The following is an 11,348-nucleotide window of genomic DNA, read 5'->3' as shown; positions in this document are numbered from 1 at the left end:
CGTCGGCCCCGTCATCTCGATGACCATCACGCTAGCGGCCGTGTACGCACCGATCGGCTTTCTTGGCGGTCTCACCGGTTCGCTGTTTCGCGAATTCGCGTTCACGCTGGCGGGCTCGGTGATCGTGTCGGGCGTAGTCGCGCTGACGCTGTCGCCGATGATGTGCTCGGTGCTGCTCAAGAACACCGAAGAAGGCCGGTTCTCCAAGCTTGTGAACCGGGTGTTCGGCGCCATCACGCGGTGGTACGGGCGCAAGCTGGACCGGTCGTTGGATTATAAGGCGATCACCGGCCTGTTCGCGGTGACGATCCTCGGGTTGGTCGGCTTCCTCTACATGCACACCTCGAAGGAGCTGGCGCCCGAGGAAGACCAGGGCATCGTGTTTGCGGTGACCAAAGCGCCGAAATACGCCAACATCGACTATGTCGATTTTTATGGCGAGAAGCTCGACAAGGAATTCCAGAAATTCCCCGAAACCGATCTGCGTTTCGTGCTGAACGGCATCAACGGCCCGCAGGGCGGTATCGCCGGCATGCTCCTGAAGCCTTGGGACGAGCGCAAACGGTCGTCGATCCAGCTCAAGCCGCTGGTGCAGGCCGAGCTCTCCAAGATCGAGGGCGTGCAGGCCTTCGCGTTCAACCTGCCCCCTCTGCCAGGCGGGCCTGGTGGTCTTCCGGTGCAGATGGTGATCAACTCGACCGCGGGCTTCCAGACCGTCTATGAGCAGATGGAGAAGCTGAAGGACGCCGCCCGCAAGAGCGGCATGTTCATCGTCTCCGACAGCGATCTTGCCTACAACCAGCCGACGGTGACGGTGAAGATCGACCGCACCAAGGCCCAGGATCTCGGTATCAACATGCAGAACGTCGGCAGCGCGCTTGCGGTGCTGCTCGGCGGCAACTACGTCAACCGCTTCAACCTCGAGGGTCGTTCCTACCAGGTGATTCCGCAGGTGCCGCGCGGCAAGCGGCTCTCGCCGGAATCGCTCGGCGGCTACTACGTCACGACCAACACCGGCCAGCAGCTTCCGCTGTCGACGGTGGTGTCGATCGATACCAGGACCGATCCGAACTCGCTGACCCACTACAATCAGCTCAATTCGGCGACATTCTCGGCCATGCCGATGCCCGGCGTGACCGTCGGTGCGGCGGTCGATTTCCTCGAAGGCGAAGCCAAAAAGCTGCCCGCGGGTTTCAGCCACGACTATCTCGCCGACAGCCGGCAGTACGTGCAGGAAGGCAATCAGCTCGCGGTCACCTTCGGTTTCGCGTTGATCATCATCTTCCTGGTGCTGGCAGCGCAGTTCGAGAGTCTTCGCGATCCTCTGGTGATCATGATCTCGGTGCCGATGGCGATCGTCGGCGCGCTGATCCCGCTGTTCTTTGGCGCGGCGACCATGAACATCTACACTCAGGTCGGCCTGCTGACGCTGGTCGGGCTGATCACCAAGCACGGCATCCTGATGGTGGAGTTCGCCAACGAGCTCCAGATGAATGAACGGCTCGACCGCCGCTCGGCCATCGAAATGTCCGCGCGTATCCGCCTGCGGCCGATCCTGATGACCACGGCCGCGATGGTGACGGGCCTGATCCCGCTCCTGACTGCGACCGGCGCGGGCGCGGCCAGCCGCTTCTCGATCGGCCTCGTGGTCGTCGCCGGCATGTCGATCGGCACGCTGTTCACGCTGTTCGTGCTGCCCGCGGTCTACGTCGTGCTGGCGACCGACCACCGCGCCGCGGCTGATTCCGAGCGGAACAAGCAGGTCAACGATCTCGATCTCGATCTTGGCTCCAAGGCGCTGCGGCCGACCTGAGGCGGGTTCAATCGAAGCCGAAAAGCGGCAATGGCAATCGCTGTTGCCGCTTTTTTGTTATGCCGTGCTAGTCTCCCGCCGGGTGTCGTTGTGCCCCAGCACGGACATCATGATGAGGCGCCGCGAATTCCTGGGCGGGCTCGGTTCTGTCACGCTGCTGCGGCCGTTTGCGGCAGCAGCGCAGGCGGGCAAGGTCTATCGGCTCGCGACAGTGACGCCGAACGCCCCGGCCACCGAAACCAGCCCGGCGGGCCAGATCCTGATCAAGGTGTTGGGCCAGCGCGGTTTCGTCCTCGGTCAAAACCTGACCTTCGAGCCGCGCGGGGCGATGGGCGATGTCGCAAAGATTCCCGGGCTGGTTGCCGAACTGAAGACGCACCACGCTGATGCCATCGTGATCATCGGCTAGCCGACCGCAATGGCTGCCAAAGCGGCGGGCATTCCCACCGTGACGGCCAGCGGTCGCTTCCGTCCTTGAACGGGGAAGCGTGGTTGGGCGTACATTGCTCGATGGCATGACGGTCCACGTCCCGGATGTGCAGGCCGACCCCGAATTTGCGCCCTCGTCCGCGCGAAGGCGTTCTAACCTACGTACGATGCTTGGGGTGCCTCTGCTCCGAGAGGGGCTTACCGATTGGGGTGTTCGTCCTGCCGATCAGGAAGTCGGCAGTGAGATACCGATCAGCGAAACCGCCTGGAATAATTTGCGCTCGCTACGGCGCTCTGGAGGGCGCGCTTCGCGAGCGGCTTGCTCGAACTCGCGGCAGCTGATTCGGGAGACACTAGGGTGCGTTTCGGTAACATTATCATCTGAGGCAATATGAGGGGGCAGTTCCGAATGGCGTTTGACAGGCGCGCCGCATCGACACAGTCCCAACGAGCGCTGAATTCACCGATCCGGCCCGTCATATTCCGCCCAACAATCGGTCGTCTCGTACACCCTCACGCTCGAGAGTTGCGCAAGGCGCAGTTTCGCGTGCTGCCAGATCCAGATGGCGATATTTTCCACCGTCGGATTTTCCAGTCCCGGGACTTCGTTCAGGCAATGGTGATCGAGCTTCTTTAGAAGAAGACCGAACGCTTCTTCCATGTTGAAGAAATCCATTACGAACCCGGTGTGCGGATCGACGGGCCCGTTCAGCACGACCTCGACGCGATAGGAATGACCGTGCGTCCGATGACACGATGTGTCTGCGGGACGTTTGGAAGTCGGTGCGCTGCCTCGAACTTAAATACCTGACATATCTTCATCTGATGCCGGGATGTTTGTGGGATTGCACGCTGATTCGACATTTCCGATGAGCGAGGCATTACGCGACGGCTTGCCTCATGTGGTCGACGGCGTCAGGGCCGTCTCGTGGGCCGAAGCAGAAATCGTCCGAGCTCCCTCTCATCGAACCGCCGGCATAGCTTCCGGCTGCGGCTACACGAATTTTGAGTTCGTGTCCGCGAGTGATGGCCAGCGCGGCGCGATTTGCTGACGCAAATCCAGTTACCACGCCGGCCGGGACCAGCAGCCTGCCGTTCGTCTCGATCGCGACAAGGAACCCGAGATCATGGAGCGCTTGCATGAGATCGTCGCCGAACCACAACTGTGGTTCTGGGCACGTTCCTTGCGTGTGCCATGCAGACGATGGAGCGTCTACTACAAGATCCGGTAGATGCCAAAGCCAACTTGTCGCCCTAGGGTCCGGCCGCGTTCCCCGCCGATCATCATCGAGGAAAAGAAATGAACGCTACCCATGAGAAGTCAACAAAGGGCAGAACGGCACAATATGACTGGCAGAACCTGGGTGGCTACCCACGAACACCTCAATCAGGATCCTCGTTGTTCTGACTTAAGAGCCGCAGAAGGCTACGATTGGCGGAGGCGTATGCCTAGGGGAAAATCGACCAACGCAAAAATCAGCTTGTGAAACGTCAAATGGATCCACGCGATCACGGCGATCGATGGGCGCAGATAAACTTATGTACACTGTGCAAGAGCAGCTCCGGCGAGGGTTGCGCTGAGTACGCGATCAGCGAATTTGGAGAAGCTCGCGACACGTTCATCCATGAATGAGCCGGATACAGAATTCGCGCTCGAGAGCGAGCGAAATTTGATGCCACAGAAGAAACAGCACATCGATCTATCGGACCCGAATCTCTCAAGCCTTATCCTGCGGCTCGCCATTCCATCTGTTGTTGGGTTATCGATCCATGCGTTACAGCAGGTCGTCAATGCGATCTTTGTTGGCGCACTTGGCGCGCAGGCGATCGCAGCTGTGAGCATGACCTTGCCGATCATGGTCCTGCTCGCGGCAGCCGGACAGGGGATCGGTGTTGGAACGGCGTCTTTCATATCTCGTCATCTGGGCGCTCGTGAGTACCTAGAGGCGAGTCGAGGCGCAAGTACAGCGCTCGCGCTCACCGCTCCGACTGGTATCATAGTTACCGTCGCTCTGCTTCCAAGTCTGCCAGCGATATTCGCAACCCTCGGAGCGACTCCAACCATCATGCCCGTGGCGCTCGACTACGCGGGAACGCTTTTGTTCGGGAACACCCTGATGCTTCTAAACATCGTCAGCGGGTTCATTGTCAGAGCCGAAGGCGATACGCGATTCAGCATGTGGGCAATGCTTACCGGGTTTCTACTGAACGCTGTGCTTGACCCCGTCTTCATATTCTTGTTTGACCTTGGTGTGCGTGGCGCAGCCCTCGCCACGCTGGTATCGCAGATCGCTGCTATTGGACTCTATATCGCGTATTTTACGAAGCTTGGCGGGACAGTTCTCGTCAGGATATCTCACATATCATTGCGAGCAGATCGCATCAGACAGCTCGTGTCGGTGGGCGCGCCAGCGACAATGACGAGTATCTTATCGGCACTTGCGGTTATGCTCTTGTACGGAGCTGCTGCACCGTTCGGCGATGATTCCATCGCCGCAGTTGGAATAGCTGTGCGAATCTTGATGGTCGGCGCACTGCCTATCACCGGGTTCTGCATAGGCGCTCAAGCTGTCCTGGGTTTCGGTTGGGGCGCACGCGACTATGTTCGTATTCTGAAGGCTGCGAAGTTCATGCTCTTCGTGACGGTCGCATTCTCCATCGCGTATTCTGCGGCCGTTGTGGTTTTTGCAAGGCCTTTGGTGACCCTATTTAGCGATAACGAGAATGTCGCGGAAATAGCCGTCTCGTCCTGCATCGTGTTTCATCTCTTCTTTGGACTGTTTGGGGTTCAGAGTTTCGTGACGGCAATGCTCCAGGCGTTTGGGAGAGCACGCCTCAGTGCAATTGTGGCCCTGGCGAGGCAGGGCTATCTCTTCATACCGGCCGTACTGTTATTCCCGGTGGTTGCGGGTTTCGATGGACTGTTAGCTAGTCAAGCAATCGCTGAGCTGGGCGCCGGAATGATCGCTCTGTTCGTCATGTTCCACCAGTTCGGTGAGCTCAGACGAGCGCTCCAGCACCGTGGTTCAAAAGCGATCGGGATAGCGGGTTGACCTTAGAACGGATGTCATCGAGCCCCGTCCCGGCCACCGATCTCGCAGCCGCCGCGCGCTCCTGACAAGCTCGCGGCAAGATGCGCTGCCAGTGGGCACGGATTTCGCGGGCTCGCGGGCGTGCGATCGGCACGGTCCTTTCCAGCGGTGCTCCTCGCACTCGCGGATCGCACCGGCTCGCCTAGCGGACGGATCGGGCAGTTCGGCGAGCGATAGCCGATGTGCTCCCGCTCGCCAGGCGGGGTGCCTTTTTGCGAGCTCGGTTGGCGGGGCGGCAAGGGCTCTACGCGCGAAAGGCTCGGCTTTAGCAGAGTGGGTGGTTTCTGCGCTTATGCAGGTTTGTCTCTTAACCCGGTCTTTGGAGCTGACTTGAATGCCGCCGCTATGGGTCGACACTTCGCAGGATGCTCTTGAATTTTCGCCTGCCACGATTCGCTGTTGGGCCGTCGTGGCCGCCTCGGTCAATCTCGCTTTCATCGCATTGGTCATATTTTTTGCGTGACCGCGAGACGCAATCTTGCTGATTGGATTAGTTGTCTCGCCCACATCTGAAACGCGCAACACGCACTAGGGAGCTCGGTGCTCTGAAGCACAAGCAGTCCGATGTTTCATATCCAGCCTCAGGAGCTATCGTGACTGTCTACACTGGGCCAGGGTTTGAGATGGCCGTAAAGCAATTCGAACTGATCGCGAATTATCTGGGGATACCAGACGACGTGAGACCCCGCCTGCTGATGCCCGAAGCGATCTGTCACGGTGTCGTGCCCAATTCACCGTGACGGCACAACGGCGGTTTTTGAAGGCTCTCGGGTGCAGCACCTTACACTTGGCCCTACTAAAGGGGCACCAGATTCGGGCCAACCGTCGACCTTGGCGAAGTTGCAGCGCTCGCGATCTGGATGAGCTGGAAGTGTGCCCTGGTCGGATTGCCATATGGCGGCGCCAAGGGCGGAATTAACGTCGACCCTTCTAGCTTGTCGAACCGTGAGCTTCAGACTCTGTCGCGCCGGTATATGCGTATATGCTGGAAATGATCCCGTTTGTTGGGCCGCACACAGATGTCATAGCTCCCGATCTTGGAACAAACGAGCAGATCATGGCGTGGTTCGTGGATATCTACTCGATGTATCAGGGCCAAACCGTCACCGAGATCGTGACTGGCAAACCTGTCAGCGCTGGCGGAACGCTCGGTCGCCGTGAAGCCACAGGTGGGGTGTGGCTCATTTGGTTTGCCGCGCAGCGGACGAGCTCAAAATCCCACTCAATGGCGCCAACAGCCGTTGTTCAAGCTTTGGAAATGTCGGTTCGATCACCGCACTCGAGCTACACAAAAGTGATCGCGGTCAGCGATCACACGGGCGCGCTTTATCGACCTCGGGGCTCGATATACCACAGCTGGTCGGACATGCTGCCTCGCAAGGTAGCCTGGATGGCTACTCCAGCGAGCTTGCTCTAGACCCAGGCGAGTTGCTGACGATCCCGTGTGACGTGCTTGTTCCGGCTGCCTGGAACGGTGCATCGAGGCCGAAATAGCCAGTAGAGAGGCCATCAGGAGGAGATCTTCCTCATCTCCGATATTCTCTGCAACTCGGGCGGTGTCGTGGTGAGCTACTTTGAATGGGTGCAGGACCTCCAGCGACTGTTCCGGGAAGAGGAGGAAGTCACGCGTAGGGAGTATCAACTTTTGGACCGTGCTTTCGAGCGCGTCATGCGCGAAGCAAACGTGAAAACCTGTTCAATCGCACGGCAGCCATGGCGATAGGTGTCGAGCACTTTCGCGGAGCAAAAGAAACACGCGGACCGTTTCCCTAGTAGTGTAGTCTCGCTGAATGTCTTTGTTGTCAGTTCGATATGTCGGGCCGATGACAGACCGGAGTTTCTGCACCCTAGGCCCAGGTGGGTCGCCGCCGAAGTTCACGGTGGCGGCCCCTTCTTTACTAGTGAATGAGTGCGTGCGTCTTACGAATCGCCCGTCGATCAGAATTGAACCTCGTTTCGCCCGTCACACTTCGTGAATCGTCCTACAAGGGCAAATCTTTGCGGGGCTTGTTGAAGTTGCCGACTCCAGCCTGGCGCCGCTTCCACGTTTCTATCAGCTGCTCGACAGTATCTGACTACTATTTGGCGGCGGACTCCACCGTAAACCCGCCGCCCGCGGGCCAGGCCGGTAATGACTTCCACCTTCGAAAACGTCTCGGACGGTTCAAGGTACTTCTGCTAGGGAAACGCGTACGGCTTCAGGATGCTCGTCCAGGAAGGCTGGAGTTTGTAGCTTGACTACGGCGGGGGCCTTTTCAGTTGACCTTGTAAGAGGCCTGAAAGAACGTACCCCAGCGCTCCATGCTAAACTTCGAAAACACAGTCGCAGTGGTTCCCCGATAACAGCCTGTGCATATCGATTCGCTGTCCTTTTGGGTCCACATTGCCCAATAGCGCCCGCCGACGCCGATGCTGAGATTATTGGTGATGAAGTAGGACAACACGCCTTCGACCTGTACACCCCCGCCTCCGTTCCCGCGTTGATCAGCGAAGGTAGTCGTCGGGCGCAAGAGATGGTGGTCGCGACCAGCGAAATCGGTCCAAGGCAGGTAAGCGACATCCGTGCTTAAACGACAACGCTCCGTAAGCATGGTTTCGGCGCTCAGGCCGACGCGAGGTGCATTCCACTGCGTATCCTGGCTGCCAATGATTTGATCAGCGGACGCCCGGCATAGTGTCATGGGGTTGGCAATCTGCATGCATCCCATCGTGTCGGAGTTCTGGGCGTAATAGGTCCAGCCGATAAATCCGCCGGGCTTGTAGTTCGCGCCGCGCAAAAATCGTAACCTACGTCGGCCGTGTAGTACGTGAACCTCCCGTTTGCCTGGCCCGATATCGTGTTGCTATAAGAGCTGCGAGGGATGCCCCAATCTTCATCGTTGAACTTTCCTTTATCGAAGCGCCCGATGCCCACGTTGCTCTTCAGGAACACTCCCCACAGGCTGTCAAGACGGCCAAATAATTCCCCGGAAAGTCTATCGAGGGCGTGGTAGGTGAGCCTTGATATAAGAATGTTAGGATCTTCAGTAGCGATCTCATAGGGAATAGCGCTGGCGTCCCATTGGAATCGTCCCCGGCTGACCCAGAGCCGCGATCCGCCTTCGAACGACTAACCGGCCGTGTAAGCAATCGGCGGCGCGCCGGCAGGTGCTTTCGCGTACAGCGGCGCATCGGACCATTGGGCCGCCCATGGGTCCGCGCCGAAATGGTAGTTCAACCCCATCTTTCCGATGTGATAGTTGCTGGACAGGCTCGTTGTGTTCGCCGGAAGAATTGCCAACGGCGGAAGCTGCACCGTCGGAGGCGTTGCGACACTTGGCCCACCGAAATGCAGATAGTCATACTCTACTTTGACCGACCATGCAGGCGTAAGCGCTTGCTCGATGCCCAGCCCGATGATGCCACCGACCTGACCATAGTCGAAATGAGTGTTCTCCTGTGGCTGCAGGCCATTATATTCGTTGTTATTGAGCGCGTTGGCCCGATTGTATTGCCAAGCCACGCCTCGCTTGACATAGGCCAGCGTATGGCCGAGAGCGCCGAACGAGTAACCGACGCGGCCGGTCCCGGTTGCAAAGAGGTTTGGATTGCCGTGCAGTTTGCGCTCACAACAAAGCCCAAGGCGGCCAGGCAAGTATTTGTGCCATCGGAGACAGCACGGCTGGCATCTAGTTCGACGCCAAACACCCAGCCGTTCTTCTGCCAATTGTAGCCGATCTGGCCTCCTACGAGGAACACGGGGGTATCGACGACGCCGCCATAGATTGACGGACCGTAGGGATTGCTGAAGGAGGTTCGGCCGTACCCACCGCCGATGTGCCCGCCAATATAGCCTCCGGACCAGCTCCACACCACGGGTGGCAGTTTCACTTCCGGCTCAAGGTCCGCCGCTTTGGCTGCACCGCTTGCGATGAGCGCAATTGTTGTGGCTCCCGAAAGAAGAACTCCAGATTACATCCAATACTTCCCTGCATTTTCTCGGTCTACAACCGAGCGCCCTTACTTATCGCCGCAGCAAGCCGTCGGGGCGGACCAGACGCTAACGGCGATGCGCGCCGAGTCCGTCCCGAAGACCATCGCACTGCGATTGGTAATGATGACGGGACCAACGCAAACCTCGTGCCGAAGAGAGTTCGAGGCTCTGCAGGCACTCCGTAAGGTGTGTAGCGTCAAGTTGCTGACATTTGTCTCGAGACTGACAGTCTGCGCTGCTATCGTCCGACAGGACGTTGCGCTTCGAACAGTTGTCCCATCGCCCCTCAATACGCGGAACGCGCGTTAATGTAGGGCATTCAACTCCGCATCGTTCAGCGCGGTGATCGAGGAAGCGCTGCTTGGCGTCATCTGTCCCGGGGCGATCGCCGCTGCAATCGCGGCCGCCAAGAGAGCTAAGGAACGGCGGGATCAGGTGCGTGATGCTCTCCGCCGACATCATCCAGCCGTGCGCCAACTGGTGCTGATCGCCAGCGACGATCTCATCGCCGGCCTCCTCAATCGCAATGGCCTCAACACCGGCAACGGCAATCGCGTACCCGCGAGCGCGTCACATCAATGCGCTCAAACAACCACATCCCGGTGTTTAAGCCTGCCGATGACGGAGTAGTGTGGTCGCCGCCGGGCCGTGTCCCCGTTGGTCTGCTTCACCGGCAGATCGAAATTGTACTCGTGGGGCCGGCAAAGCGCCTGTCGCGCGCCGCCCAGTTCCTCGACCTTGTCGAACACCATCTTGATCGCTTCCTGGACACGCCGATCCGGGTCTTTCACATAGCGGTCGCCGGCCTTCATGAAGCCGACGGGCGCTGCCACAACCAACTCGCCCCCGGCGCGCCTTCTATTAGCGTGCCGAGAGCGAGGGCTGGCGCAACAGATCCGGTTCGTACTCGTTGAGGCTGCCCTTGAGCCCGAGCAGCAGGCCGTCGTTTCCATGCGTCGATGCGTAGATGGTCTCCTGATCGACCAGAACCGGTATCAACCACGCGGCACATCTCGATGAGTTGCTGCCAATCCCGACTGAAGATCGTCATCGAGCGCGTGCAGGATTGCGAGCGAAGCGCGAGACCTCGAGGGCGCAAACCGCACCAACTTACCAAGGCAAACTGCGCTCAGGAGAGGCCCTTGCGGCACCGCTGAGCTGTGCGTCATAAACGGAACGCTGCCATTGTAGCTCAGCGCTCGCTTGCAGGCAGCAGACCGGTCAGCGCTTTAGCCTCGGACTTCAGAACTACAATCGCAGCCTTCCGAGCATCTGCATCAAAGCGCGTCCGAATGGCGGAGACCGAGAGGGCGCCGCGCAATTGGCCATGAACGTCGATCACAGGCACAGCTGCGGCCGCGACCTCAGGATCCCGCTCGCCGATCGAGACGTAGGAGCCACGATCTCTGACCTTCTTTCCATCGGCTGATGCAGAATCGCGGTAGGCGGTAAGAACACGGCCGGCAGCGCCGCGGTCAATCGGCAATCGCTGACCCTCTTCGAGGTGATGCCGGACCGAACGCGGAGAATTGACGCGATAAAGGCAGATGCGCTCGTCGCCCTCCGCGATGTAGAAGGATGCGGTCTCTCCGGTTGCCTCGACCAGACGATGGAGCGAGGGTCTGATCAGGTCACCGAGGTCGAGCCCGCGCTGATAGAGCGCCCCAAGGCGCCATAGCTCCGGTCCGGGTCGAAATAGCCGGTCCGTACCCCGCACCAGGAAGCCATCCGCCTCCAGAGATGCGGCAAGGCGAAGGACTGTGCTCTTGTACAGGTCAGTCGCATCCGCAATCTCCGTCAGCGTCATCGCGGCGCGCTCCGGGTCGAACGCCTTAAGGATTGCCAGTGCCCGCGCGACCGCATCAACCCCTGTTCTTACCATCGATACCTCTGGTTCTGCTGTGCAGAACCAGTAGTCAGAATGACGCTAGGAGTCCAGCCAGCTAGCGCGAGGGCCATTCTGCACATCAGAATACGATTGACTCCTCGTGAGAACGCGAGCTACTCGGTTCCAGGTGCCAGAACAAGTTCTATGGAGCGA

General features: G+C 59.1%; 11 protein-coding genes and 2 pseudogenes. 7 read left to right on the top strand and 6 right to left on the bottom strand.

Annotation, left to right across the window (positions count from 1 at the left end):
- Both IVA91_RS16660 and IVA91_RS16655 read left to right on the top strand, forming a co-directional pair.
- A partial coding sequence (locus IVA91_RS16660; RefSeq protein WP_247459019.1) for an efflux RND transporter permease subunit occupies nt 1–1,813 on the top strand: 1,813 nt, incomplete at its 5' end.
- A gap of 109 nt (nt 1,814–1,922) precedes the next feature.
- Nucleotides 1,923–2,222: a hypothetical protein gene (locus IVA91_RS16655; protein WP_247419145.1), complete on the top strand. Its 300-nt coding sequence runs from the start codon at nt 1,923–1,925 to the stop codon at nt 2,220–2,222.
- Between the two features lie 480 nt (nt 2,223–2,702).
- On the opposite strand, the pseudogene queD reads toward IVA91_RS16655, so the two are convergent.
- Nucleotides 2,703–3,064, bottom strand: a pseudogene (gene queD / locus IVA91_RS16650) (6-carboxytetrahydropterin synthase QueD).
- 803 nt (nt 3,065–3,867) lie between these two features.
- Here queD and IVA91_RS16645 point away from each other — a divergent pair.
- From IVA91_RS16645 to IVA91_RS36660, 5 genes and pseudogenes are all read left to right on the top strand, one after another.
- On the top strand, nt 3,868–5,295 hold the full coding sequence (locus tag IVA91_RS16645; protein ID WP_247276706.1) for an MATE family efflux transporter: 1,428 nt from the start codon (nt 3,868–3,870) through the stop codon (nt 5,293–5,295).
- An 899-nt stretch (nt 5,296–6,194) separates the two neighbouring features.
- Nucleotides 6,195–6,329 carry a Glu/Leu/Phe/Val dehydrogenase dimerization domain-containing protein gene (locus IVA91_RS16640; protein WP_247459018.1) on the top strand — a complete coding sequence of 45 codons (135 nt, stop codon included), beginning with the start codon at nt 6,195–6,197 and terminating at the stop codon, nt 6,327–6,329.
- A pseudogene (locus tag IVA91_RS36670) lies at nt 6,317–6,367 on the top strand (hypothetical protein); the annotation flags it as partial. The gene IVA91_RS16640 and the pseudogene IVA91_RS36670, both read left to right, overlap by 13 nt.
- A gap of 143 nt (nt 6,368–6,510) precedes the next feature.
- Entirely contained in the window at nt 6,511–6,828 is a 318-nt protein-coding gene (locus tag IVA91_RS36665; protein ID WP_346015502.1) for a hypothetical protein, read from the top strand.
- Nucleotides 6,829–6,895: 67 nt separating this feature from the next.
- Complete coding sequence (locus IVA91_RS36660; RefSeq protein ID WP_346015499.1) at nt 6,896–7,057, top strand: hypothetical protein; 162 nt, start codon at nt 6,896–6,898, stop codon at nt 7,055–7,057.
- A 532-nt stretch (nt 7,058–7,589) separates the two neighbouring features.
- Here the strand turns inward: IVA91_RS36660 and IVA91_RS16630 are convergent.
- The 5 genes from IVA91_RS16630 to IVA91_RS16610 all read right to left on the bottom strand — a co-directional run bounded on the left by IVA91_RS16630 (nt 7,590) and on the right by IVA91_RS16610 (nt 11,189).
- Nucleotides 7,590–8,111 carry a hypothetical protein gene (locus IVA91_RS16630; RefSeq protein ID WP_247459016.1) on the bottom strand — a complete coding sequence of 174 codons (522 nt, stop codon included), beginning with the start codon at nt 8,109–8,111 and terminating at the stop codon, nt 7,590–7,592.
- A gap of 332 nt (nt 8,112–8,443) precedes the next feature.
- Nucleotides 8,444–8,968, bottom strand: coding sequence for an outer membrane beta-barrel protein (locus tag IVA91_RS16625; RefSeq protein ID WP_247459015.1), 525 nt, complete (start codon nt 8,966–8,968; stop codon nt 8,444–8,446).
- A 923-nt stretch (nt 8,969–9,891) separates the two neighbouring features.
- On the bottom strand, nt 9,892–10,140 hold the full coding sequence (locus IVA91_RS16620; RefSeq protein WP_247459014.1) for a hypothetical protein: 249 nt from the start codon (nt 10,138–10,140) through the stop codon (nt 9,892–9,894).
- Between the two features lie 28 nt (nt 10,141–10,168).
- A complete protein-coding gene (locus tag IVA91_RS16615; RefSeq protein WP_247459013.1) occupies nt 10,169–10,306 on the bottom strand; it encodes a hypothetical protein in 138 nt (45 codons plus the stop codon).
- Nucleotides 10,307–10,499: 193 nt separating this feature from the next.
- Entirely contained in the window at nt 10,500–11,189 is a 690-nt protein-coding gene (locus IVA91_RS16610) for an IclR family transcriptional regulator (RefSeq protein ID WP_247276701.1), read from the bottom strand.
- Nucleotides 11,190–11,348 lie beyond the last annotated feature (159 nt).

Origin of the sequence: Bradyrhizobium sp. 153 (assembly GCF_023073835.1) — a bacterium.
GTDB lineage: Bacteria > Pseudomonadota > Alphaproteobacteria > Rhizobiales > Xanthobacteraceae > Bradyrhizobium.
Note: the sequence above shows the minus strand (reverse complement) of the source record. Positions and strands in the feature narration are given on the sequence as shown.

What these genes read in the sequence shown, in the direction of transcription:
- IVA91_RS16655 (WP_247419145.1), top strand. Translation starts at nt 1,923, where the DNA reads ATGATGAGGCGCCGCGAATTCCTGGGCGGGCTCGGTTCTGTCACGCTG.
- IVA91_RS16645 (WP_247276706.1), top strand. Translation starts at nt 3,868, where the DNA reads ATGAATGAGCCGGATACAGAATTCGCGCTCGAGAGCGAGCGAAATTTG.
- IVA91_RS16640 (WP_247459018.1), top strand. Translation starts at nt 6,195, where the DNA reads ATGAGCTGGAAGTGTGCCCTGGTCGGATTGCCATATGGCGGCGCCAAG.
- IVA91_RS16610 (WP_247276701.1), bottom strand. Translation starts at nt 11,189, where the DNA reads ATGGTAAGAACAGGGGTTGATGCGGTCGCGCGGGCACTGGCAATCCTT.